The sequence below is a fragment of the Pseudoalteromonas sp. Z9A4 genome, assembly GCF_011378845.1.
Taxonomy (GTDB): domain Bacteria; phylum Pseudomonadota; class Gammaproteobacteria; order Enterobacterales; family Alteromonadaceae; genus Pseudoalteromonas; species Pseudoalteromonas arctica.
In genome coordinates this window covers 46,731-71,761 of sequence record NZ_WTLA01000004.1, presented here as the reverse complement: position 1 = coordinate 71,761, position 25,031 = coordinate 46,731, and the positions used below count along the sequence as shown (strand labels likewise).

Sequence of the window (25,031 nt, the reverse complement as noted above, 5' to 3'; positions counted from 1 at the left end):
CATTGTCTAAAATGAGTGAGCGTTTAGCCCCACAGTTTTTCTAGATCGTAATAGCTACGTGCTTCGTTTTGCATCACGTGTACAACCACATCACCTAAATCAACCAGTGCCCATTCGCCGTCGCCTTCACCTTCATAACCTAATGGCTCTGAATCTGCATGACGCGCTTCTTTTGCTAAGTGATCGGCAATTGACTGTACGTGGCGTTTAGAAGTACCAGAACAAATTACCATGTAATCTGTGATATCTGATGTTCCAGTAACGTCAATATGAACGATGTCACGCGCTTTCATATCGTCAATTTTGTCCATAGCAAAGGCGAGTAGTTGTTTTGAATCCAAGGTTTTGTCTCAATTTAAAAATTTAATGGCGCGCATTTTAACACGCTAGGAGTTTTTAAGCATCAATTTGATAGAGCTGATGTACTTCTATGTAATGACTCACTGCATCGGGCAATAGTTCATTCTTTTTATTACTTTTTTTCAGTTGTTCGCGAATGGTGCTTGAGGCCGCATCGAGCATTTCGCCCGGTAAAAAATAAAGTTTACCTGCAAGTGAGTGTTTAAGTGCCGCTACTTCGCCGGCATTTGCGCGTTGCATATAGCTTTTGAACTCACCTGTTACAGTGCAATGTTGAGCAGGGCGCTGGTACACCACAATATGGCAAAGCTGCGTTATTGCCTTCCACTCAAACCATTTATCTAGGTTGTTAAATGAGTCCATACCAATTAAAAATAAAATAGGTGTAGTGGGGTGCTCTTTACGAAGTTCTTGTAAGCTCAGCAACGAATACGATGGACCGGTTCGATTAAGTTCTCTTAAATCGAGTTCAAAATGAGGGTAAGGTGCAATAGCTGCGTTGAGCATATTAATTCGGTGCTGCGTACTAATACCCGGAGCTGCTTTATGTGCAGGTAATGCACAGGGCATAAAATAAAGCGTATCCAAATTAAACGCATTTACGCATTGCTGCGCCATATTTAGATGGCCTAAATGGACTGGGTCGAAAGTGCCACCAAAAATTGCGATCATTTAACACCCATTAGCTATTTATTTATTAACCGCGTGGCACGGCATAGGAATGTTGAGCGGCTGGCAAAATTTAATACAAATATGAGCAAGCGCTTGGTAAGGTGCAATTAAATTACCTTGCTTGTAACTGGCATCAAACAACGCAACATCACTGTTTATTTGTTCTAGTGTATGCATGTTTAAACGGTTAATAGCATTTTGAACTGGACCTTGTTGGTTTTTCCAAATTGCTTTTTGTTTAAATAAATTAGCGATAGGTTCGCCATTTAATAAACCAAGTTGCACACTTATAAGTGTATTAAGCTCTTTGGTTATAGCCCACAAAATACTCACCACTTCGGTGTTATCGCTGGCAAGTTTGTTTAATACTTTTATAGCTTGTTTGGCGTGGCCATTTAATAGCGCATCGCTTAAATCAAAAATATCAAATTTGGCTTGGTTTAATAGGCCTTGCATTACTAATTGCTGAGTAATTAATGCATTGCCGTGCAGCAGCGAGAGCTTCTCAAGTTCCTGAAAACAGGCTAACAAGTTGCCTTCGGTGGCATTTATTAAGCTTACTTTGGCGTCGCTTTGCATATTAAGTGATAAACGTTGGCATTGCTCATCAAGCCATCGTTTTACATGAGAGCCCGTAAGCGGGTAGCAAGGTACAAATACACCTTGCTTATCAAGAGCTTTAAACCATGCTCCACGTTGTACTTCTTGGCTGGCTTTAGCGCCTTTAACAATTAAAATAGTATCGGGATTAACCAGCTCAACTACTTTTTTAAAGGTGTTGCTGCCAATAACGCCTGGCTTTTGTTGGTTTAAATCAAGCTCAATAATAGTGCGGGCGCTAAACAGCGACATACTTTGGTACTGGGCTATAATTTCTTGCCAATCGAATCCTTGCATTAAAGTAAACTTAATTACTTCATCAAAACCTTGTTGCTTAGCACAGTCGCGAATTTGTTGTACGCACTGCGCTTCTTGAAAAGGCTCTTCTCCAAATACTAAATAAAAGGGCTTTAGCCCTTTATTTAGTTCACTCGGTAGTTGATTAGCGTAGCAGCGCATTATAGTTGCGACAGCTCTCTAACAATACGACGACTGGCTTGCTCACGAATTTCGCTAATAAGTAGCTCAAGCTCTTTTGCTTTTGCTAATGCATGATCCGGATCGTCTTGGTAATTACGATAAAGCTCAAAACGTTTTTCTATCGCTTTTTCACCTGGGCGTTTAACTACATACGATACGCCATAAGCGAGCTCATATTCAGCAACTTGGCCGTTTTGGAACAGCGAAAGTGTTTGGCGTTCAATGCTTTCTTTGCGTAAATACAATTGGGCTTTATCTTTAGCTGACGATACTAACTCTACGTTACTCGCTTTAAGCTCTTTTTTAAGCTCAGTGAATAAAGTCGATTTTTCGTCATCGCCTACAAGTGTTAGCTGTTTTAAGTTATCAGGCAGGCTAGAGGCTTTTTTTAAATGAAAGCCACAGCTTGATAACAAAAAACAGACTAGCACTAAGGCTAGTCCATTTTTAATGGCGTCAAATGCAGCCATATTAGTTAGCTACCACGTTAAGTAGCTTGCCTGGTACGTAAATGATTTTACGAATGGTTGAGCCATCAGTAAATTTAGTTACGTTAGATTCTGCAAACGCAAGGGCTTCTACTTGCTCTTGAGTTGCACCAGCTGCCACTGTTAACTTAGCGCGAAGCTTGCCGTTTACTTGTACGATGATTAGTTTTTCATCTTCAACAAGTGCAGACTCGTCAACTTTTGGCCATGCAGCATCTAAAATTTCGCCTTTTTTACCAAGCTCTTTCCAAAGCTCATGCGATAAATGCGGAGTAATGGGTGCAAGCATAATAACTAATGCTTCAAGTGCTTCGTTAGCAATCGCTACATCTTGTTTGTCGCTCAGTGGTGCTTTTAATAACTTATTAGAAAGCTCCATAATGGCTGCAATAGCGGTGTTAAAGGTTTGACGACGTTCAACATCATCAGTCACTTTAGCAATTGCTTTGTGTAAGTCGCGACGTAGTACTTTTTGCGGGTTAGTTAGCGCTGATTTATCAAGTGCTTGGTAACCTACTGTTTTAACGTCTACCGCGTATTTCCATACACGTTTTAAGAAACGATGCGCGCCTTCAACGCCTGAGTCTGACCATTCAAGCGTTTGCTCTGGCGGTGCTGTAAACATCATAAATAAACGCACTGTATCTGCACCGTACTGGGCAATTACATGTTGTGGGTCTATACCGTTGTTTTTAGACTTAGACATTTTGCTCATACCTGATGAGAATACCGGCTCGCCATCTTCTTTGTGCCATGCTTTAGTAACGCGGCCTTTTTCGTCGGTTTCGGTGTTTACATCAGTTGGCGAAATCCAAATGTCGCCGCCTTTTTCATCTTTACGATAAAATGTTTCAGCAAGTACCATACCTTGACAAAGTAAGCGGTCAAACGGCTCATCAGAATTAACTAAACCAAAGTCACGTAATAATTTATGGAAAAAGCGCGAGTACAATAAATGTAAAATAGCGTGCTCAATACCACCGATGTATTGGTTTACTGGTAACCAGTAGTTAGCAGCCGCTGGATCTAGCATGCCTTCGTCGTAGCGTGGGCTACAGTATCGTGCGTAGTACCAAGACGATTCCATAAAGGTGTCAAACGTATCAGTTTCGTGAAACGCAGGTGCGCCATTTACTGTTGTTTTAGCCCACTCTGGGTCTGCTTTAAGTGGTGATGTTACACCGTTCATTACCACATCTTCTGGTAAGCGAACTGGTAGCATATCTTCAGTAGCCGCAAGTTCTTTACCGTCTTCATCGCTAAGCATTGGAATAGGCGAACCCCAATAACGTTGGCGACTAACACCCCAGTCACGCAGGCGAAAGTTTACTTTACGCTCACCAACACCGAGTGCTTCTAATTTATCGGCAATCGCTTTAAAACCAGCTTCAAAATCAAGGCCGTTAAATTCACCCGAATTTACAAGTACGCCTTTGTCAGTGAATGCTTCTTTATCTAGGTTTACTTCAAGGTCTGAACCTTCAGCAGGTGCAATTACTTGTTTTATGTCAAGACCGTAAGCCGTTGCAAATTCAAAATCGCGTTGATCGTGTGCAGGTACTGCCATTACAGCGCCTGAGCCATAATGCATTAATACAAAGTTAGCAACCCAAATTGGTACTTGCTCGCCCGTTAATGGGTGAGTGGCGTAAAAGCCTGTTGCTATGCCTTTTTTCTCCATGGTTGCCATGTCTGCTTCGGCAACTTTGGTGTTTTTGCATTCTTCAACAAACATTGCAATAGCGTCGCTATTTTTAGCGGCTTCTTGTGCGATAGGGTGACCACCGGCAACAGCAACATACGTAACACCCATAAAGGTATCTGGACGAGTTGTGTATACGCTAAATGTTTCGTCGTTATCGGTGCGTTTAAATTCAATATCACACCCTTCAGAGCGGCCAATCCAGTTGCGCTGCATTGTTTTAACTTGCTCTGGCCAATCTTCTAACTTGTCTAAATCGTCAAGTAGCTCTTGTGCGTAGTCGGTAATTTTAATAAACCACTGTGGAATTTCTTTTTGCTCAACCACAGCGCCTGAACGCCAACCGCGACCATCAATAACTTGTTCGTTAGCAAGTACAGTTTGATCCACTGGATCCCAGTTAACTGTCGACATTTTTTTATACACTAGGCCTTTTTCGTAAAGCTTAGTGAAAAACCACTGCTCCCACTTGTAGTATTCTGGATGACACGTCGCAATCTCGCGATCCCAGTCATAACCAAAACCTAATTGCTTAAGTTGGGTGCGCATGTAATCAATATTTTCGTATGTCCACTTAGCTGGTGCTGTTTTGTTTTTAATAGCAGCGTTTTCTGCAGGTAAACCAAACGCATCCCAACCCATAGGTTGCATTACGTTTTTGCCTTGCAGGCGCTGGAAACGAGAAACAACATCACCAATGGTGTAGTTACGCACATGACCCATATGCAGTCGACCACTCGGATAAGGGAACATAGAAAGGCAGTAATACTTTTCTTTGCTCTCATCTTCAGTGACTTTAAATACCTGGTTTTCTTCCCAGTAGCTTTGTACTTTTGACTCTATATCTTGCGGGTTATATTGCTCTTGCATCTATGGTTCCAGACTTCTTGCAAACTAATAAAAAATTGCCGTTAGGATACCCCAAATAAAACACTATTCACAGCGTCAAAAACATGCTTTTATTAAATTGTAACTTTCAGTGCAGGTTAACCTGCCTTTTTATAGTGTGGTTAGCTAAAGACATAAGTTACAGACTGATTTAACAGCAATTTTGAAGGAGTAAAAAATGACTGATTACAAAACATGGCTTAGCAGTTTTACCCATTGGATAAAAGATGTGAAAGAGCATGGTTTAAAAGATGTGGTTTCTGGGTTTGTTGAATCTGAGCAGGCGCTTAAAGATTTAAGTCAAGAAAGATATGAGCTCTACAAAAGTTATTTAAAGAATGATATTGAACATATAGTAGAGAACGAATCACACTATAATTCGCTTGCATGGCAAGAGCTTAAAGAGTCTCTTTGGTTTGAACTTTCGCACATAGAAGATAAAACTCAACTTGAGTGGCAATCTCTTAGCCAAGATTTTAAGCACAATGGTGTATATCACGCAGGCGAATGGATAGCCATGGGCACATTAGTATGTAAGAATTGCACCCATAGTTACGATGTTTATCACGCTACACAAATTACACCGTGTATTGAATGTGATGGAATCTATTTTAGTCGTAAGGCACTGCACCCTTAAATATAAGTATTAAGTGGCTGCGGGCCACTTAATACGCCCAAAGGCCAGCGAATATGCTGGTAAAAAAAGAAGTTAGAATGACGAAAAAATTGCTGCCACTATCTGTTTCAAAGCTCGCACCGAGTATTTCTACTAATCACGTAAACACGTGTATGAACAATCCATACCCAGAGCAACTTACGTTTATAGGCCAACAACGCGCCCAAAGTGCTTTAGATTTTTCATTAGGGATGGAACTGCCGGGTTACAACGTTTATGTAATGGGCGAGGCCGCTCACGGGCGCTTTACGCTTGTTAAAGATAAACTTAAACAACACGCAAAAGACCGCTCAACGCCAAACGAATGGTTATACGTAAACAATTACGATGACCACAGAGAACCTATTGCGCTGTTTATGCAACCAGGTCAAAGTAAGCAACTTAGTGACGACATAGATTCATTTTTAGATGAAGTACTCGACACCTTTCCTGCGGCATTTGATAACCCAGCGTATCAGCGTAAGAAAAAATCAATCGATCGTGAATTTAACGATGCCTATGACAGTGCTATTACCGCAGTAGAAATTGCGGCGTTTGAGCAAAGCGTTGCATTAGTTGAAGAAAAAAATTCAGTAGGGTTTGCACCACTTGTAGATGGTAAACAATTAAGCGACAGTGAATTTGGCGAACTTGAAGAAACGTTACGTGAAGAGTTTTTTGAAAAAATTGAAAAGCTAGAAGATGCATTAATAGAAGCGTTAATAGAGCTGCCACGTTGGAAACGCGAATCAAAAGAAAAACAACGCAACCTTAAAAAATCGACTGCAGAGCAAGCCACTAAACCACTTTTAAAAGACTTAGAACATAAATATGCCACGCATATTGGTGTACTGCGCTATTTAAAAGATATACGCGTTGAAATTATAGACGCGGTACTTGAATGGCTAGATGACGAAGATGAAAGTGAAGAAAGCAAAGAAGACTTTGATCGTAAAGGCATGCTTACCGACTTTTTTGCACCTAACATTTTAGTTGAGTTTAAAGAGGACGACGCAGCACCGGTTGTGTACGAGCCTAACCCAACGTTTGGCAATATATTTGGCAAAATTGAGTACTCAACATCGCAAGGCTCTTTAATTACCTGCTATCGCTCAATTCAGGCTGGTGCATTGCATCGTGCTAATGGCGGCTATTTAATTATGGACGCTGAAAAAATCATGGCAAACCCACAAGTGTGGGATGGTTTAAAACTCGCGTTAAAAACACATCAAATTAAAAACGACTTACCGTATCAAGACAGCACAGTAGGGACGAGCTTTACACTTCGCCCGCAGCTTATACCGCTTGATGTTAAAATTATTTTATTAGGTTCGCGCGAGTTGTACTACACCATAGGTGAATACGACGAAGAATTTGCAGAGCTATTTAGAGTATTAGCCGATTTTGATTACTACTTGCCAAGTAGCGATAAATTGCAATACCAGTTTATTACTAAAGTAACCGAGTATTGCGAGCAAACATTAAAGTGCACTGCAACGCAGGCTGCTATGGTGCGTTTACTTAAATTTAGTTACCGCCAAGCTGAGCATCAAAATAAATTATCAGCGCGTTTTGCTGATGTACTTGAACTTATTGCAGAAGCCAGTTACTACGCAAAGCAAGACAAATTAGCCGTTATTGACGCGCACCATATTGACGAAGCCATTGAAGGCAAGCAATACCGTACCGGCCAAATTAGCGAAAATATGCTCAGTGATATAAAAGAAGGTCACACACTTATTGCAACCGACGGCCAAGCCATTGGTAAAGTAAATGGCTTAACCGTATTACACATTGGCGATACCTCATTTGGTACCCCTGCGCGTATTACGGCAACGGTTTATGCTGGCGCCGATGGCGTAATAGATGTTGAACGCGAAGCTGAGCTTGGTAAAGCAATTCACTCAAAAGGTGTTATGTTGCTTACCGGTTATTTAGGTAATAAATATGCGCAGCACTTTAGCTTAACGCTTAGCGCTAATATTGCCATTGAGCAAAGCTATGGTTACATAGATGGCGATAGCGCATCTTTAGCAGAGTTGTGTGCGCTTATTTCGTCTATTACAAGCCTACCTATTAGCCAATCTATTGCGCTTACAGGCTCTATAAACCAACATGGTGATGTACAAGCCATTGGTGGCGTAAACGAAAAAATAGAAGGCTTTTTTAAACTGTGTAAAATGCGTGGTTTAACAGGTTCGCAAGGCGTTATCATTCCTAAATCAAACCAAGTTAACTTAGTGCTTGATGACGAAATACTTAATGCGGTTGAAGCGGGTAAATTTAATATTTACGCAGTTGAAACCGTAGACCAAGCGCTTAACTTGTTAATGGATATAGAAGCTGGCGATATTATTGATGACCAGTATCCAGAAAGCTCCGTAAATGGTATTGCGCTTGCTCGCCTTAAAGAGATTGCCGACATAGTAAACGGCGATGATGACGAAAAAGACGAAGAGCTAGATAACGAAAAAGGTTAATGATGATTAATATAATTTTGGCGGTAGTTATCGCCATTTTTTGTTTTTTAATATTTCAAAATAGTAAAAAAGCAAAACAACAAGCAGGCATAAATGCACAAATAGGTGCAGATTATTTAGCCGCTAACGCAAAGGTAGAAGGTGTAGTAGAAACGACTTCTGGCTTGCAGTATAAAGTAATCCATAAAAGCGTAAACGAAAACACACCAACCCCAAAAAGTATGGTTAACGTGCATTACCACGGCACACTAATCGACGGCACTGTGTTTGACAGTTCAGTAGAGCGTAAAACACCTATTAGCTTTGGTTTGCACCAAGTTATTAAAGGTTGGACTGAGGGCTTACAACTTATGAGCCCTGGCGATAAATACACGCTATATGTACCGCACCAATTAGCGTACGGCGAAAAACGGGTAGGTAGTATTCCTCCTGCCTCAGTACTTATTTTTGAAGTAGAGTTACTGGCAATTGAGTCTTAGTGATTAAATAACAAGGAAGTAAATTATGAATAAAGACGAATTACTTAAAATAGCCAAAGGTGATATTAACTTTACCTTTCAATCTATTATTTATGCACTAGCGCTGTGCTTACTCGTTGCAGCTGTTTTTTTACTAGAGATGAGCGTTAACCTACAAATGGGTTTAATAGTTTGTATTATTGGTGTGTTTGGAATGACTATTTATAATAATTTAAATACTCGCCTAAATGCGGCGCTTGCACTTATTGCGCTCTCACAAGATAACCAAAGCACTAAGTAAGCAACGAGTTAGTTTAATAAATTGGTATAAGCCCTACTTTAATAAAGTGGGGCTTTTTGCTTTTAGCTAACATTAAAATTTACTCAAGGATTTTAATACGAGGTCGATACCTGTAATAGTTACAAAGCTATTTTAGGGATAAAATAATGAAGATTTCACCGACTCCCATTCCATACCAAGTACACAGCTCAAATACTCAAACTTTAGCGCAATCAGATAAACTACCTGTTGAAAAAGCGAGTGAAGAAAAGAGCGAGGAAGAGAGCGAGGAAGAGAGTGATGAAGAGCCAAAATATGTGTTATCAAAGTTTCTAGATACCAAAGCGCAAGAATATAGTGAAGATAACGCAACGTTTGGCAATCAATATAAAAACCTAGAAAAAGTATACAAGCACTTCACTGGGCGAGTTGTTGCGCTGCAAGAACAAATTAATAAACTTAAACAAAGCCCCGTACAACGTAGTTTAACTATAAACACTTCTGCAAGTGAGTTAGATAAAAGTGATGCAAATTTAGTTTTAGATGCTGACCACCTAGGTGCAAAAAAATATAAAAACACGCAACAGCAAGAACAAATAGATATGTTAGAGCTGCAATTAGGGGAGTTAAAGTCAGAGCAAGCAGCAATAAAACAACAAATGGTTGAGCTGGTTATTAGTGAAATGAAGAGGCGGGGCGACGACTATACTATTTAGCGCCACCAACATGCTGGTGGGTTAGCTTTTAAACTCAATTTTACCCACTTCAAGTTTAAACTTACCTTCTTGCTTGCCTGCAATCATAAAGCCTAGCTGTTTTATATCGTCAAAATCAATAATCGGTTGCTGCTCAAGCACGCGACCGCGATACGTTAAAGTAAAATCACTCGGAGCAAAGTTTATATCTACCCATTCATTTTTTACTGTTTTAAATGAGTGAGTATACGCTGCGCCATCAAGAGAATTAGTTGTTCTGAGCCTGAGCTGATAAGTTTGCCCGTCACCTTTAACACGCAGCGCTACAGCTTTAGTATTTTGGCTTTGGGTATTTAGCTCTGTACGTATTGATGCAAAACCGCCGTTATTATCAAGCGAAACACTGCCTGTAAACAGTAAACTGCCTTGTATTTGTGTGAATTGGCTATTAGATGCACCGCCCATTACTAAGTCGTTAACAACGTACCAGCGCTGGTTTGCATTCGCTTGTGCACTTACAACTAATAAATTAAATACAAAAAGTGATGATAGTTGCTTTGTTGTCATACGTGTTTCCTAATTGGCATTAAGTAAGTGGAGTAACTATAACTAATACGCTTTAACAACGTATTTGTTCACTAATTTAAAACTAATTATTTTTACGAGCCCACTTATCCATTATTTTATTAAATAATATTTCATCATCAGTTTGCTCACCAGGGCAGTGTTGCGCGCTACCTTGAGGCATGCCATTACTACCAAATACGGTTGAAGTATCAATTAAATAGCATTTACCGTTAAATTTTTCTAATCGTCGTGTGCCTATTGTATTTTGGCTAATAACTTCCGATTTTTGTGACTTAACCGGTGATTTAATTGTGGGCGTGGCAGCTATTGCATCATCAGTACTATCTGAGTTATCAGCTTCGCCAAACGTGACCATTTTTTTATGCGTTAAGTTATTTATAGGTGCGCCATAAATAGACGCATACGGGTTAAGTTTTTTAAACGTTTGCGTGTTGGTATTAATGGTGTGAGCAGGGGGTTGAGGTTTATTTGTAATAGTGGACTTTGTTACTGTTGTTGTTTTTGGTTTTTCGTCACGTTGTTTGGGTGCTTTAGTAACTTGTGTTTGAGTTGTAGGTGTTTTATTAGTGCTTATAGATTCAGGTACTTTTTTTACCTCTAACTTTGCAGGTTCAACAATCGGTGCGTTAGTGGTGGTGTTAACGGTGCTTAACTTAGGTTGGGTTGATAAGTTAACCATTACATAAGCGTTTATTACGGTGTCTTTTTTTGTTTGAGGTTCTTCAACCTTTATTTTTTGCGAAAGTAATTTATGTGAAAGTAATAAGTACAGCAACACGCCATGTATACATAACGAGATAACCCACGGCCACGCATTCCCTTTATTCACATCAAACCCTCAACTTAATAGTGCTGTTAAGAGTCAATAAAATACATTTAGTTCACCTAAAGTTAATGTGTTTTACTTTGTAGCTTTATTGCAAATACAACAAAACTATTTTGTTGTTTTTGCATGTGCTTGGTTACGTTATTATGAGCGCAATCAAACTTAGGAGGCATTATGACATTACTTTTTGAACCAATAGAACTTGCAGGTAAAACATTAAAAAACCGTATTGTTATGCCCCCAATGACTCGCTCGCGTTCAACACAGCCTGGCGATATAGCTAACGACTTAATGGCAACATATTACGCACAGCGCGCAAGTGCCGGGCTAATTGTAAGCGAAGGCACACAAATTAGTGAACTTGGCAAAGGCTACGCTTGGACTCCGGGTATTTATTCAAATGAGCAAGTTGTAAGTTGGAGTAAGGTAACAAGCGCAGTACACAGCGCTGGTGGCGTGATGTTTGCTCAGCTTTGGCATGTTGGCCGCGTAACTCATAGTGACAATACCGGTGGCGTGCAGCCTATTTCAGCCTCGGCCATTGCTGCAAAAGACGTAAAAGTATTTGTAGATACAAACGGCGCACCGGGGTTTGTAGACACCCAACTCCCACGCGAAATGAGCAAACAAGATATTACGCATGTCATAGGCGAATTTCGCCAAGCTGCTAAAAATGCAGTTAATGCAGGATTTGATGGCATAGAGCTTCATGCTGCTAATGGTTACCTTATTAACCAATTTTTAGACTCAGAATCAAATGCTCGCACCGATGAATATGGTGGCAGCGTGCAAAACCGAATACGTTTTTTAATTGAAGTGGTAAATGCTGTTAGCGACGAAATTGGTAGCAGCAAAGTAGGCGTAAGACTAGCCCCGTTAACAACTCTTAATGGCACTGTAGACGAAAACCCTGAGGAAACTTATTTAGCGGTTTCTGAGGCATTAAATAAGGCCAGCGTAGGTTACATGCATATAGCCGAAGCCGATTGGGATGACGCACCTTTGATGAGTGTTGAGTTTAAACACGCTATTCGCAAAGCCTACAGCGGTGTATTAATTTACGCAGGCAAGTACACAAAAGAGCGCGCAGACAAAGCACTTAGCGAAGGCTGGGCCGACATGATTGGTTTTGGTCGCCCGTTTGTATCAAACCCAGACTTACCAGCACGCTTAAAGCAAGGCAAGCCACTTAACAGCCACAACCCCGACACTTTGTTTGGTGGTGCAGAGCAAGGCTATACCGATTATCCAACGGTATAATTGCTAGTAAGTAATAAACATTGAGTAAAAACATGAAGGGCTGCATTTTATGCAGCCCTTTTTTGTGCACTGATTCTATTAGCTTTATCTTGAGCAAAAAATAAAAAACGCGTAAGTTAACCGGGTTACCTATTTTAATAACAAGAAAATAAATGAAAGCCAAAGAGATAGAACAATTAGAATTATCAAATTCTGAAACCCGAGAAGTTATTACACCCTACGCCTTTAAAATTGACAGTGCATTACTAGGCTTGCCTTTAGCTACACCAAGTAGGCGTGCACTAGCTATTATTATTGATGTTGCACTGATATTTTTAGCCGCCAAACTCAGCGCGGCTTTAATCGCATTTGTCGCGGCAATGGCTTTTTATAAAGGCACTGCGCAACAGTACTTACCTAAAATGTCGTCGTTTTGGCGAAGAACCCTAAAAATTTTTGCAGCAAGTTTTTTATTTGTAAGCGCACTTACTGTGCTTTCAATTGGCATAGATTACCTAGAAGGCGATAACGCAGATCAAGGTTTGGCTGTTCATGGCGTAAAAATACAAGATGAAATTGAGCTTACTGCCACAGAAAAACAATGGGTAAATACTTATTTAGCGCAAACAGCCGATGACAGCTGTGAGCAACCTTGCCAACAAAATGCGCTTGATAATTTAATTTGGGAAGTTCCTAAATTAGCAGAAATGGATGACCTACAAAACCCACAACTTGCTACCGTATTTTTACAGCTATTAGTGCTCAGTGAAAATAACGAAATAAAGCCTGCACAGTTAATAGAAGAAAAACCAGCGCAAACAACCACAAATAGTATTTTGCAGTGGAGCAAAGGCATTATTCAAGACTTAGGCTTAGGGTTTGGCTGGGCTGCTGTTTACTTTACGTTGTTCTCATTACTTTGGCGCGGCCAAACACCAGGTAAAAAAGTATGTAATATCCGCGTAGTCGCACTGAGCGGTGAGCCATTAGGTTTATTAGATTGTTTTGGTCGCTACGGCGGCTACGGTGCAGGCTTTGCAACCGGGCTGTTAGGGTTTTTACAGATATATTGGGATCCAAACAGGCAAGCGATTCAAGATAAAATATCAGCGACAGTGGTTATTAAAGGTAACTTGAATCAACCTGTGAATGTTGAAACCGTTGTAGATGCAGTGAAAGAGTAATAAAAACTAACAAGATTATAAAAAAGAATAGCTATAAATAAAAAAAGGTCTAAAATTAGGGCTTAATTTAGTTCTTTTTAGGTGTTTTATGAGACAAGTTTTAGCTGATTGTTCGGCAAGTATTTCAGAACTTAAAAAAAATCCAACAGCGCTTTTAAATGAAGCAGATGGCGCTGCAATAGCCATATTAAATCATAACAAGCCTGCAGCTTACTTAGTACCTGCAGCAATGTATGAGCTACTAATGGAACAACTGGATGATTATGAACTAACTAAAGTTGTTGAGAGCCGCAGGGGCGATTTATCTCAAGCGGTTGAAGTTAGTATAGATGACTTATAAGTTAAAGTTTTTACCTGCAGCCTTAAAGGAGTGGGAGAAACTTGCACCACCACTTAAAAGCCAGTTTAAAAAGAAACTTACTGAGCGCTTAGATAACCCGCATGTGTCAGCCTCTAAATTACGCGGCTTCGATAATGTTTACAAAATAAAATTGCGCACGGCAGGGTATCGCTTAGCTTACGAAGTTATTGACGATGAAGTAGTGGTTTATGTGCTCGCAATTGGTAAGCGCGATAAAGATGCAATATATAAAAAGTTAACGTCACGAATTAAGTGACATAATTTTGTATTTGCTTTATTTCTTTTGGATAAATAAAATTTTCTCAAAAAGAAGGTTATCAGGGAAGGTAGTTTTTAATTTTGTTATATACTTTATAAGTCGGTTATAGTTCGTAGTATCGACACTTTTTATGTAGGATAGCCACCCATTTATCTTTGGAAGTTTTGATGGATCAGTTTGTAGCATAGTATAGATTTCAGAGCGCATTTCTCTATACTTTTTTCGGCCAATTCCTACACTATCTTTTGATATTATTAACCCAGTAACCTCTTTCCGTTTCCTAGTGCCACAAATCTTAGTTTTGCTTTGATTAACAGTGAATCCTTCATCCACGAGTATGCTTCGTATTATTGGATGAGCTTTTCTAATCTTACTCTCGTTGAATGCTGATAAAGTTATGTCGTCAGCGTATCTTGTGTATATTATACCTTTAGGCCCAGAGTAGCCTTGAATTCTAGCGTCTAATCTATGGCATACTAAATTTGATAATTTTGGTGATGTGGGAGCACCTTGAGGAAGGCGGCCTTTAAAAGTACATAAAGATGTAAGTATGTTACTTATCTTTTTATTGTAGCCAATAGAAAGGTAAATACTATATATATGTGATGCAGGAATTGAATGAAAAAAATCTTCAAGATCAATGTTTAACAAAACATGGGCACCTATATGTGGGGTGGCATTATTTAATATAGACTCACCAGTCTCAAAGCCTTTTGAGTTTTGAGACGAAAAAAGGCGGTATAATATTTTTCTTAATATCCATGCCTGTACTGCTTTCATTGATCTAGATGGCTGAGCTATTTCTCGTTTTCCTCCAGACTTTTTATCTAAGTAGTAAACTTTATAATGCTCATCTGATTTGTATACTAATTGCTGTAATAAGCCAGAAGAAAGGCGCATTTGACTTGCTAATTCTTTAAGATTAGTTACAGGTGGTAAACCAAGGTTTTTCAACCGACTTAGTGATGTTACAATTTGATGGTTTGGCATTTGAGGTTACGCACCTTTACGTCATAATATCGAATTTAGAACTTGCGAGTCTAAAACGTAGTTTTAGCGAGCAAGAACTAAATACGTCAATTTAATGGCTTAACTGATGGACAGCGAATCACTACCCAGCCGTATTTCTGATTTATCAGAAAACAACTCGCTAAAGGTGCGTTTTTGCATTCTAGCACACTCTATTCCCGATTTCCCACGGAATTGAAAGTTCATGATTTCTATTCTGACAAGATCTAAATGATTGCTAGTGAAAATAGATAGGACATGCTCCTCTCCATTCTTAGTCATATCATATCCGTTAGTTGTCTTTTTTATTAGTCTTTTAGATTGAAGCTTTGTTAGAGCCGATTGTGTTGCTATTTTTGACATAATTTCGTCTTGATCAGTAGCATATTTTAATAAGCTTTTTAGACTATTAAAAGTTACATTTTCTATCAGGTAAATACAAGGAAGGATAAAGTTTTCAGCTTCTAATATATTAGTCACGTTTTTCTTCACGGGACTTTGCTTTTGAATTTTAGTTACAGAGTCTGATATTGTTCTGAAAATTTTTGAGCTACTTTTAGGGTTATCAAGCTCTTCATAATCTAAATCTATAACTTTTCCAGATTCAGAGGCTTTAATTAATCTATTTGGACCATAGTTAAGAAAGCTCCTCTTATTTTTATAGCGTTTATTTGCAATACAAATAATCTTATTTACTAATTTAGGATTACTTGAAAAAGCACCAAGTTCAGCAAAAGAGCCTGGACTTTCAGGCAGCAAAACTATTGCATCAACCGAATCTGCTAAAATATTCTCTAGGGCTAAAAGGCTTAGTTGGCCTTGTCCTGCCAAAAGATCATCAAATAAGCTTTCAGGATAGAGTAACTCATAGGGAATTCTACTTTGATTCTCAGTGAGAATAGTCGCCATTTTTGAGCGACCCTTTTTTTTGTCTTTTATATCTGCGCCACATAAAAAAATAGTTCTTTTTCTTTCATATACAGGGACATAAATTCTATCTCTAATTACGGTAGCTATAGATTTTAATGCAGATTCAGATAATATTTTATGCATAGTACCTCGAGATTAAATAACTATACTTTATAGGATGAAATATATCTTACATTCTTACTAAGATGTTACAAGCTCAATAGCGTTTCTAAACTGGCAAGTTTTTCCTATTAAAATTTATAACCTTTACTGGCATACCCAGCGACACCTAGCAACAATACAACCCCCCACACAAACATGTTTCCATATTGGCTGTACACGCTGTCGCCTTTTATAAGCTTAATGTTGGCTTTTAATGTAGTAGCTTCAAACTGAGGCATGGTTTGTTGTGTGTAGCTTATAGGGTCGTATACGGCGCTTACACCATTGTTGGTAACTCGCACTAGAGGGCGTTGTAGTTCGAGCGCGCGCATACGGGCTATTTGCATGTGTTGCAAAGGCCCAATAGAGTCACCAAACCAGGCATCGTTACTTACCGTAAAGAGTAGGTCGGAATCGCTTTTGTAATTACCGCGTACTAAATCTGCAAAAACAATTTCGTAGCAAATAGCGGGTAGTAAATTAAAGCCGTTGGCACGCAAGTTGTTTTGCACTTTGTCGCCACGCGTAAACGACGACATAGGTAAATCGAATAATGGGGCAATAGGTCGCAAAAAGTCTTGAAACGGTACAAATTCGCCAATAGGTAATAGCTGGTGTTTTTGATAACGGTTTTTATCAAGGTAATGATAATGCCCGTGCTCGTCGCCGCGTTCTCTATTACCGACCACAATAAGCGTGTTAAATATGTTTTTGGTGTCTCGCTGGTAGTCAACAATACCGGTAACAAGGGCGGTTTTATTAAACGAGGCGGCACTGTCTAAATTGGCTAGGTATGAATCAGCAAGCATCTCTATTTCAGGCACTGCGGCTTCTGGCCATACTATTAAGTCGGCATCCCAATGTGGGCGTGTCAGGTCTTGGTATTTGCTCATTGTGGTCCAAAACTCACTTGGCTCAAAGCGCAGGTGTTGCTGTATGTTCCCTTGTACGAGCAATACAGACATGTTTTTATCTGTGTAATGAATACTGCCTGTGGTGTTTGCGCCTGTAAAAATAAGCGCAACAGCTGTAGCAGTAACCGCTGGGGTTTTAAAATCTTTTTGGGTAAGTCTATATAGTGCAAAGCCAATAGCGACACAGGTAAGTGTTAAGCCAAACTCGCCAATATAAGGGGCAAGCAGCCTTAAAGGTCCGTCGGTTTGTGTGTAGCCAAAACTTAACCACGGGAAACCGGTAAGTACGGTGCCACGTAAATACTCGCTAATTGCAAAGCAGGCAATAAGCAATGCGCCAAAGCTTTTAGGACCAGTGGCAAAGCGTGTAGTTGCCCAAAAGGCAAGTGCAGGAAATAACGCTAAGTAGGCGCACAAAAATGCCATTAACGAGAGCGACGCTATAAGCGGCATACCGCCAAAGGTGGCAATAGAAACATGTACCCAGCTTATACCAGCACCAAACCAGCCTAGGCCAAATATAAAGCCATACTTAGCAGCGGTTTTTGCGTGTGCTTTACCGGTATTATTGGGGTTAACGCAAAAAATTATGGTACCAAGGCTAATAAATACGATGGGCCAAATTTCAAAGGGGGCATAGCCAAAAGTTAAAACAAGGCCCGCAACGAGTGCGAGCCATGCTTTTTTATCTTTTGCTAATAGGGTAAGTCTAGTTAGCAGTTTCTTCACTGTCGTTATCATCAGCCTTAGGAACGGTGACTTGCAGTTGCAAAATACGACGATTGTCGGCGTTGGTTACTTTAAATTGGTAACCTTCTATGTCAATCGTTTCACCACGGCTTGGCATATGGCCAAATGCGTGCAGTACAGTTCCGCCAATAGTATCGGCTTCGTCTGTGCTGTAGCCTGTTTTAAAATGCTCGTTAAAGTCATCTACAGGTGTGAGTGCTTGCACTACGTGAACATGTTTAGCAAGTCGACGAATATCTTGATGTTCTTCTTCTTCGTCGTGCTCATCTTCGATTTCGCCAACAATTATTTCAAGAATATCTTCAATCGTTACCAAGCCCGATACGCCGCCGTATTCGTCAATAACAACAGCCATATGGTAGCGTTGCTGACGGAATTCGTTTAGCAATGTATCAACACGTTTGCTCTCAGGTACTACCATTGCTGGGCGTAAATAATCGCGTATTGATGGTAAATGCTCGTCTTTATTTAAGATCAGTGGCAATAAATCTTTAGCGAGTAAAAAACCTTCTACATGGTCTTTGTCTTCAATCACCACTGGAAAACGTGAGTGAGTTGAGTCAACCATCATTGGAATTAGCTCTTCAAGCGGGCTGTCGATCTCAAGAGTGATCATTTGTGAGCGCGGAACCATTATGTCTCGCACTTTAAGCTCAGACACGCCAAGCACACCTTCTATCATCTCTTTTGTTTCAGGATCGATTACGTCTCGTTCTTGCGCATCGGCAATAACTTCGACCAGCTCTTCTCTATTCTGGGGTTCCCCTTGCAACATTTGGGCTATTCTGCCCAACCACGTTTTGCCAGAAGAACCCTGGCTAGATTGCGAGTTACCGTCGCTCATTGCGTCTAATTGCTCCGTTAATTTAAATATCGTCCCGGTATGGGTCTGCTATGTTTAGCTCTGCAAGTAATTGCTTCTCGATGCTTTCCATCTCTAAAGCATCGTCACTCTTTATATGGTCAAATCCAAGCAAATGCAAGCATCCGTGAATAACCATGTGAGCAAAGTGGTCATGAAATGACTTCTCTTGCTCAATTGCTTCAGCTAATACAATGGCTGGGCAAATAATTAAATCACCAACCAAGGGAATATCTATTCCTGGTGGTGCTTCAAATTCGAACGACAGTACGTTGGTCGGTTTATTTTTACCGCGATAGTCGTTATTAAGTTGTTGCGATTGCGCTTCGTCGCTAATAACGATACTGAGTTCTGACTCGTCACGGTATTGGCTAAGGGCTTTGTCGGCCCACAGTGCAAATTGCTCTTCGCTTGGGAGGTTGTCAAACTCACAGGCTATTTGTAAATCAAGTTCGGTTGTCAAAGTATTACTCTTTAGTAGTAGGCTGTTGAAGAGCAGCAAGTGCGTCTTTTGCATTTTGCTTTTCAATGCGCTTTAGTCGCTCGCTTTCGTCGTTACGCTCGTAGGCTTCAACTATGCGTGCTACAACAGGGTGGCGTACTACGTCTTGGGCTTTAAAGTAGTTAAAGCTAATTTCGTTTACGCCATCAAGTACTTCCATTGCATGGCGAAGGCCTGAACGTGTACCACGAGGTAAATCGACCTGTGTTATATCGCCTGTAATAACCGCTTTTGAGTTAAACCCTATACGGGTTAAAAACATTTTCATTTGCTCGGCGGTGGTATTTTGGCTTTCATCTAAAATAATAAAGGCATCGTTTAAAGTACGTCCGCGCATGTAAGCAAGCGGGGCGACTTCAATGATATTTTTTTCGATGAGTTTTTCTACTTTTTCAAAACCTAGCATTTCAAAAAGAGCGTCGTAAAGAGGGCGCAGGTACGGGTCTATTTTTTGACTTAAATCACCGGGTAAAAAACCAAGCTTTTCGCCCGCTTCTACAGCAGGGCGCGTTAATAATATGCGGCGTATTTCTTGGCGCTCAAGGGCGTCAACGGCGGCAGCAACTGCAAGGTAGGTTTTACCAGTACCAGCAGGGCCAATACCAAAGGTAATGTCGTGGTTTAAAATATTAGCGACATAAACACCTTGGTTATCGTTACGTGGTTTAATAACACCACGGCGCGTTTTAATCACCATTTCTTTGCCGTAAGCGCTGCTTGATGCGTCTTGCTCTAGGGCTTTTGATTCGGTAATAGCTAAATGAACGGCTTCGGGTTCTATTTCGCCTAAAACACCACGAACTGGCTGAGTATCAACATAAAGGTTTTTTAAGATTTCTACAGCGCCGGCGCAGTTGTGTAGTTTACCGGTTACTTTAAAAAAGTTGTCACGGTGAATTATTTCAACAGCCAGGTGGCGTTCAACTTGTTTGATGTTTTCGTCAAACGGGCCACATAAAGAAGAAAGGCGTTTGTTATCGGCAGGTTCTAAATAAATCTCTAATGTTTTTAACTGATTACTCAAAATTGCTTCCTATAGTACTGCGCCAGCGTTAACTGGCGCTAATAGTATGACTAAGGAACGAAAGAAGCTACGCCAATTTCGTTAACAGTGTCTGGTTTTGGCTCTGCAGCTGCAGCTTTAGTTAAAATAGCTGAAGGCGCGATTTCACGTCGTAAGTTCATTTCTGATTCTGTACGAATTAAGTCACCACGTAAAGAGTTAGGTAGTGCTTCGGTAATACGTACGTCAACAAACTGTCCGATCACTGTGTGCGGGCCAACAAAATTTACTACACGGTTATTTTCGGTACGGCCACGTAACTCCATTGGGTTCTTTTTAGAAGGACCTTCAACAAGTATACGTTGCTCTGTATCGAACATTTGACGGCTAATTTGCTGCGCCATTTGTGTAATACGGTTTTGTAGTAAGTATAAGCGTTCTTTTTTCTCTTGCTCTGTTACGTCATCTGGCAAATCTGCCGCTGGCGTACCTGGGCGGGCACTGTAAATAAAGCTAAAGCTCATATCAAAACCAATGTCGCTAATAAGCTTCATGGTTGCTTCAAAGTCTTCTTTACTTTCGCCTGGGAAACCAATAATGAAATCTGACGACATGCTTAAGTTAGGACGAATTTTGCGTAACTTACGAATTGTCGATTTGTATTCAATTGCCGTATGGCCACGTTTCATTAGGTTTAATATACGGTCTGAACCACTTTGTACTGGTAGGTGTAAGTGATCTACAAGCTCTGGTACATCAGCGTAAACGTCGATTATATCAGGCGTAAATTCTACCGGGTGCGAGGTGGTGTAACGAATACGGTCAATACCATCAATAGCAGCAATAAGACGAATTAAATCTGAGAAGTAACATATTTCGCCATCGTGCGTGTCGCCGCGGTATGCGTTTACGTTTTGGCCTAGTAGGTTTACTTCACGTACGTTTTGCTCAGCAAGTTGTGCAATTTCAAGTAGTACGTCATCTACTGGGCGGCTAACTTCTTCGCCGCGAGTATATGGTACAACACAAAAAGTACAGTATTTAGAACAGCCTTCCATAATTGATACAAACGCAGATGGGCCATCCGCTTTTGGCTCTGGCAGGCGGTCAAACTTTTCAATCTCTGGGAATGAAATATCAACAACCGATGAGCCTTTGTTGCCTTGCACTTGTTTAATCATTTCTGGTAAACGATGCAATGTTTGCGGGCCAAAAATAACATCTACAAATGGTGCGCGTTGGCGAATAGAGTCACCTTCTTGTGAGGCAACACAACCACCTACACCAATTATTAAGTCTGGCTTGTCGTCTTTTAACAACTTCCAACGACCTAACTGGTGAAATACTTTTTCTTGTGCTTTTTCACGAATTGAACAGGTGTTAAGTAAGATTACGTCGGCATCTGTTGCATCATCAGTTAGCTGGTAGCCGTTGGTGGCATCTAAAAGTTCAGCCATTTTCTGAGAGTCGTATTCGTTCATCTGACAACCCCAGGTTTTAATATGCAGCTTTTTGCTCATTGAAATATTGCCTCGTGTTCAATTCGATAGTGGCACAAAAATGTGCTAGAAACAGGATTAAGGAGCAAGCATGCTCACTTAAAGGAGGCGTATTTTAGCTGGATACCCGCCCAGATCCAAGTATAGTTTTCATGTTTGTGATCTCAAATCAATACAGGGCGAGTTTAATGTGCTGTTAGGGATATCCTCTGGTATAAAACAAATTAATTTTGATACAATCAAAACAGACTCAAGTAATAATAAAATGATGAAAAACATGACCAAAAATAATGTGATAGTGGTTGGCGGGGGCATGGTTGGCGCGGCTATGGCGATAAAGCTGGCTCAGCAAGGCTTTAGCGTGCGCATAATTGAAAAACACCTAATAGACCCATCGCACATTCTTAGTAGCGATAAAGTGGATATTAGAGTGTCTGCCATTAATCGTTTTTCAGAAAATTTACTTGATGAATTAGGGGCAATGCCTCTTTTAAGGCAAAACCGCATAGCACCTTATCAACAATTAGAGGCTTTTGAGCGCGGTGGTGACAATTTATTATTTGATTGCGCCGACATAAACACGACACATTTAGGCCACTTGATTGAAAATAGTTTAATTCAAGCAAGTTTGTGGCAGCAATTTGGGCATTATAAGATTGAGGTTATTGAGCAATCATTGCCGGTAACTAAAATAGAGCAAACGGATGATTTAATTACGCTTGTGTATGGTGATCAAACCTATACAGCTGATTTAGTAATTGCCGCCGATGGTGGGCAATCGCAGCTGCGTGCTAAAGCTAATATTGGTATTACGGGTTGGCAGTACCAACAGCATTGCATGGGGGTATTAATTAAACTCGATGCACCGCAACAAATTAAAACATGGCAACAGTTTACACCAAGTGGGCCGTTAGCATTTTTACCAATGCAGGCACCGTACGCTAATTTAATTTGGTACGACGATGCAAATACATTGCAAGCATTTAAAGGGCTAAACCCAACTCAGTTAAAAACGCACATACTGAATAAATTCCCAGAACTTGCTGGAGACTTTGAAGTACAAACCCATGCAGTATTTCCGCTTACTCGCCAACATGCTAATAATTATTCGCAAGGGCGCATGGTTTTAGTAGGCGATGCAGCGCATACAATTAACCCACTTGCAGGGCAGGGCGTTAATTTAGGTTTTCAGGACGTAGTGGCACTTGCTGAGGTTTTAAACGAAGCAGGAGATATAGGTTGCCCACTAAAACTTAAAGAATACGAGCGAGCTCGCCGCAGGGCTAATTTATTAATGATGAGCATGATGGACGCGTGTTACTTTGGGTTTTCTAATCAAATTACGCCACTTAAATGGGCACGCAGCCAGTTTTTAAAAATGGCTAATAATACGGGGCCAATAAAAAACTGGGTTTTAAAATACGCAATTAGTGGTGATTTAGGCTAAATTTAAAGTAGATATTAGAAAGGCTCATTTATGAGCCTTTTTTTATGTCTGTTTTTAAGTCAGCAAATAGTGACTCGGCTATATTGAACACGGTTTTAATTTAACTGGTGTTACATCACTAAATCGCAATTTAATAACTTTAAAGAGCCTGTGTGTGGATAATTTTTTTACAGTAATAATTATTTTAGGTGCGCTACTGCTTGTTGCTAGCTTAAAAACAACCGTTAAAGTTTGCAAAAAAACATCGCAAAGAGCATGGAGTGTACTGCTATGCGCTATTATTTTTTTTATTATAGGGTATTGGTGGATACTTTATTATTTTTCAAACCACGACATTGCACCCGTCGTTATGAATATGGTGGCTATGTTGTTACTTGGCGGTGGTGGGTTTGTTTTTTTAGTGATTAAACTGAGCTTAAAAAGTATTCTTAAAATAGAGCAAGCAACGCAGTATCAAAAATATCAAACTGAGCACGATAACTTAACAACTCTACCTAACCGCGATAAATTTTTTAAATCTTTAAGTAAACAAGTTGAATATCCTTCCCCATTTTCACTATTTTATATCGACTTAAATAACTTTAAACAAATTAATGATGCGTTTGGGCATCAGTGTGGTGACCAACTCTTGGCTGCATTTGCCAATAAATTAAATAAAGAATTATGCGGCATTGCTAAGTTATATCGAATAGGTGGCGATGAGTTTGCTTTTTTATTGCATACCGATACAGATGAAAGCATGAATTATTGTGTAAACATTTTAAACTCAGCCGTCAAAAGTCCGTTTTGTACGAATGAGCAAATGGTTAAAATACAATTAAGTATAGGCGTAAGCCGTTTTCCTGATGATAGCCGATTGCCCGATCAGCTATTAAAAAAAGCTGACTTGGCACTGCATGAAGCTAAAAAAACATTTCAACCTTTAGTAAGTTACTCATCTGCAATAGGTAAACGAGCTGAGGACTTTTTTGATTTATCAGCCAAAATTAAAGTGGCATTACATAAAGGTGAGTTTGAACTTTATTTACAACCCATAATGGACTCTAAAGATTTACAATTACATGGCCTAGAGGCGCTTATCCGATGGCCGCAAGATGATGGTAGCTTTATTAGTCCTGAAAAGTTTATAACCGTAGCTGAGCGTACAGGGCTTATTTTTCCTTTATCGAAATGGGTTGTACAAGAAGCGGTTAACCATATTAGAAAACTCAAACTATTTGGCTTTATCGGTACTATACATGTCAATTTATCGACTAAAGATATTGAGAGTAGTGAGTTTTACGATTTTATAATTAACCTACTTACAACCGATCCTACTTTAAGTGACTCACTAATATTTGAAATTACTGAAGGTGCAATGATGACAAATATTCCGGCTGCAAGAAAAATGATGCAGCAGTTGAGTATGCGCGGGTTTAAATTTAGTGTTGATGATTTTGGTACTGGCTTTTCATCATTGTCGTTATTAAGAGAGCTGCCAATCAATCAAATAAAAATAGATCAGTCGTTTATCAAAGATATGCTCATTAACCCACCAGATTATGCCATTGTTGAGTCTACATTATTTTTAGCGAGTCGATTAAATTGTGACGTAGTAGCTGAAGGAATAGAAACAAAAGAGGTAGAGCAAGCGCTATTAGGTATGAACTGTGATTATTTGCAAGGGTATTTATATAGTAAACCGATAAATATAGATGAATTTATAAATGTTTATTTAAGTGCAGAAAAAGTAAGTTTAATTTAATGAGTATTGAGAAGTT

The 25,031-nt window shown here is 39.9% G+C and carries 25 protein-coding genes; 11 read left to right on the top strand and 14 right to left on the bottom strand.

The window, feature by feature from the left end; all coding sequences use genetic code 11:
• Positions 1-23 precede the first annotated feature (23 nt).
• From rsfS to leuS, 5 genes are read right to left on the bottom strand one after another with little or no spacing between them, the layout of a single operon-like run.
• Positions 24-341, bottom strand: coding sequence for a ribosome silencing factor (gene rsfS / locus GQR54_RS04970; RefSeq protein ID WP_007585564.1), 318 nt, complete (start codon positions 339-341; stop codon positions 24-26).
• Positions 342-396: 55 nt separating this feature from the next.
• Positions 397-1,032: a nicotinate-nucleotide adenylyltransferase gene (gene nadD, locus GQR54_RS04965; RefSeq protein WP_166376730.1), complete on the bottom strand. Its 636-nt coding sequence runs from the start codon at positions 1,030-1,032 to the stop codon at positions 397-399.
• A gap of 18 nt (positions 1,033-1,050) precedes the next feature.
• Positions 1,051-2,091, bottom strand: a complete 1,041-nt coding sequence (gene holA, locus GQR54_RS04960; RefSeq protein WP_166376729.1) for a DNA polymerase III subunit delta — start codon at positions 2,089-2,091, stop codon at positions 1,051-1,053.
• The gene (gene lptE / locus GQR54_RS04955) at positions 2,091-2,582 is read right to left on the bottom strand and encodes an LPS assembly lipoprotein LptE (RefSeq protein WP_166376728.1); all 492 of its coding nucleotides are present in this window, start codon (positions 2,580-2,582) and stop codon (positions 2,091-2,093) included. Before lptE ends, holA begins: the two co-directional genes overlap by 1 nt.
• A 1-nt stretch (position 2,583) precedes the next feature.
• Entirely contained in the window at positions 2,584-5,172 is a 2,589-nt protein-coding gene (gene leuS, locus GQR54_RS04950) for a leucine--tRNA ligase (RefSeq protein WP_166376727.1), read from the bottom strand.
• Between the two features lie 196 nt (positions 5,173-5,368).
• Here leuS and GQR54_RS04945 point away from each other — a divergent pair, with 196 nt between their 5' ends.
• The 5 genes from GQR54_RS04945 to GQR54_RS04925 all read left to right on the top strand — a co-directional run bounded on the left by GQR54_RS04945 (position 5,369) and on the right by GQR54_RS04925 (position 9,779).
• On the top strand, positions 5,369-5,827 hold the full coding sequence (locus tag GQR54_RS04945) for a zinc ribbon-containing protein (protein ID WP_007585575.1): 459 nt from the start codon (positions 5,369-5,371) through the stop codon (positions 5,825-5,827).
• Positions 5,828-5,904: 77 nt separating this feature from the next.
• Positions 5,905-8,325: an AAA family ATPase gene (locus GQR54_RS04940; RefSeq protein ID WP_240918871.1), complete on the top strand. Its 2,421-nt coding sequence runs from the start codon at positions 5,905-5,907 to the stop codon at positions 8,323-8,325.
• A gap of 2 nt (positions 8,326-8,327) precedes the next feature.
• On the top strand, positions 8,328-8,804 hold the full coding sequence (locus GQR54_RS04935) for an FKBP-type peptidyl-prolyl cis-trans isomerase (protein WP_166376800.1): 477 nt from the start codon (positions 8,328-8,330) through the stop codon (positions 8,802-8,804).
• Positions 8,805-8,829: 25 nt separating this feature from the next.
• Positions 8,830-9,084 carry a hypothetical protein gene (locus GQR54_RS04930; protein ID WP_002958531.1) on the top strand — a complete coding sequence of 85 codons (255 nt, stop codon included), beginning with the start codon at positions 8,830-8,832 and terminating at the stop codon, positions 9,082-9,084.
• 146 nt (positions 9,085-9,230) lie between these two features.
• A complete protein-coding gene (locus GQR54_RS04925) occupies positions 9,231-9,779 on the top strand; it encodes a hypothetical protein (RefSeq protein ID WP_166376725.1) in 549 nt (182 codons plus the stop codon).
• A 21-nt stretch (positions 9,780-9,800) separates the two neighbouring features.
• Here GQR54_RS04925 and GQR54_RS04920 read toward each other — a convergent pair whose 3' ends face one another.
• Together GQR54_RS04920 and GQR54_RS04915 are read right to left on the bottom strand one after the other, a co-directional pair.
• Positions 9,801-10,325 carry a CIA30 family protein gene (locus tag GQR54_RS04920; RefSeq protein ID WP_166376724.1) on the bottom strand — a complete coding sequence of 175 codons (525 nt, stop codon included), beginning with the start codon at positions 10,323-10,325 and terminating at the stop codon, positions 9,801-9,803.
• A gap of 82 nt (positions 10,326-10,407) precedes the next feature.
• Positions 10,408-11,175, bottom strand: coding sequence for a hypothetical protein (locus tag GQR54_RS04915; RefSeq protein WP_166376723.1), 768 nt, complete (start codon positions 11,173-11,175; stop codon positions 10,408-10,410).
• 171 nt (positions 11,176-11,346) lie between these two features.
• Here GQR54_RS04915 and GQR54_RS04910 point away from each other — a divergent pair, with 171 nt between their 5' ends.
• From GQR54_RS04910 to GQR54_RS04895, 4 genes are all read left to right on the top strand, one after another.
• On the top strand, positions 11,347-12,432 hold the full coding sequence (locus tag GQR54_RS04910; RefSeq protein ID WP_166376722.1) for an alkene reductase: 1,086 nt from the start codon (positions 11,347-11,349) through the stop codon (positions 12,430-12,432).
• A 152-nt stretch (positions 12,433-12,584) separates the two neighbouring features.
• Positions 12,585-13,595 carry an RDD family protein gene (locus GQR54_RS04905; RefSeq protein WP_166376721.1) on the top strand — a complete coding sequence of 337 codons (1,011 nt, stop codon included), beginning with the start codon at positions 12,585-12,587 and terminating at the stop codon, positions 13,593-13,595.
• Positions 13,596-13,683: 88 nt separating this feature from the next.
• Positions 13,684-13,935, top strand: coding sequence for a type II toxin-antitoxin system Phd/YefM family antitoxin (locus GQR54_RS04900; RefSeq protein WP_165728909.1), 252 nt, complete (start codon positions 13,684-13,686; stop codon positions 13,933-13,935).
• Entirely contained in the window at positions 13,925-14,212 is a 288-nt protein-coding gene (locus tag GQR54_RS04895) for a type II toxin-antitoxin system RelE/ParE family toxin (protein ID WP_166376720.1), read from the top strand. Before GQR54_RS04900 ends, GQR54_RS04895 begins: the two co-directional genes overlap by 11 nt.
• Positions 14,213-14,230: 18 nt before the next feature.
• On the opposite strand, the gene GQR54_RS04890 is transcribed toward GQR54_RS04895, so the two are convergent.
• The 7 genes from GQR54_RS04890 to miaB all read right to left on the bottom strand — a co-directional run bounded on the left by GQR54_RS04890 (position 14,231) and on the right by miaB (position 21,845).
• Positions 14,231-15,205, bottom strand: a complete 975-nt coding sequence (locus GQR54_RS04890; protein ID WP_166376719.1) for a retron St85 family RNA-directed DNA polymerase — start codon at positions 15,203-15,205, stop codon at positions 14,231-14,233.
• 99 nt (positions 15,206-15,304) lie between these two features.
• Positions 15,305-16,276 (bottom strand): retron St85 family effector protein, encoded by a 972-nt coding sequence (locus tag GQR54_RS04885; RefSeq protein WP_206017615.1) that lies wholly within the window; start codon positions 16,274-16,276, stop codon positions 15,305-15,307.
• Positions 16,277-16,383: 107 nt separating this feature from the next.
• Positions 16,384-17,937, bottom strand: a complete 1,554-nt coding sequence (lnt, locus tag GQR54_RS04880; protein ID WP_346766070.1) for an apolipoprotein N-acyltransferase — start codon at positions 17,935-17,937, stop codon at positions 16,384-16,386.
• Positions 17,918-18,802, bottom strand: a complete 885-nt coding sequence (gene corC, locus GQR54_RS04875; RefSeq protein WP_007585597.1) for a CNNM family magnesium/cobalt transport protein CorC — start codon at positions 18,800-18,802, stop codon at positions 17,918-17,920. The genes lnt and corC overlap by 20 nt, the downstream gene beginning before the upstream one ends.
• A 22-nt stretch (positions 18,803-18,824) precedes the next feature.
• Positions 18,825-19,283, bottom strand: a complete 459-nt coding sequence (ybeY, locus tag GQR54_RS04870) for an rRNA maturation RNase YbeY (RefSeq protein ID WP_002958542.1) — start codon at positions 19,281-19,283, stop codon at positions 18,825-18,827.
• A 4-nt stretch (positions 19,284-19,287) separates the two neighbouring features.
• Complete coding sequence (locus GQR54_RS04865; protein WP_166376717.1) at positions 19,288-20,346, bottom strand: PhoH family protein; 1,059 nt, start codon at positions 20,344-20,346, stop codon at positions 19,288-19,290.
• A gap of 50 nt (positions 20,347-20,396) precedes the next feature.
• A complete protein-coding gene (miaB, locus tag GQR54_RS04860; RefSeq protein ID WP_101216148.1) occupies positions 20,397-21,845 on the bottom strand; it encodes a tRNA (N6-isopentenyl adenosine(37)-C2)-methylthiotransferase MiaB in 1,449 nt (482 codons plus the stop codon).
• A gap of 169 nt (positions 21,846-22,014) precedes the next feature.
• Here miaB and GQR54_RS04855 point away from each other — a divergent pair, with 169 nt between their 5' ends.
• Both GQR54_RS04855 and GQR54_RS04850 read left to right on the top strand, forming a co-directional pair.
• Positions 22,015-23,271, top strand: coding sequence for an FAD-dependent oxidoreductase (locus GQR54_RS04855; protein WP_166376716.1), 1,257 nt, complete (start codon positions 22,015-22,017; stop codon positions 23,269-23,271).
• Positions 23,272-23,425: 154 nt separating this feature from the next.
• On the top strand, positions 23,426-25,015 hold the full coding sequence (locus GQR54_RS04850) for a bifunctional diguanylate cyclase/phosphodiesterase (protein WP_166376715.1): 1,590 nt from the start codon (positions 23,426-23,428) through the stop codon (positions 25,013-25,015).
• Positions 25,016-25,031 lie beyond the last annotated feature (16 nt).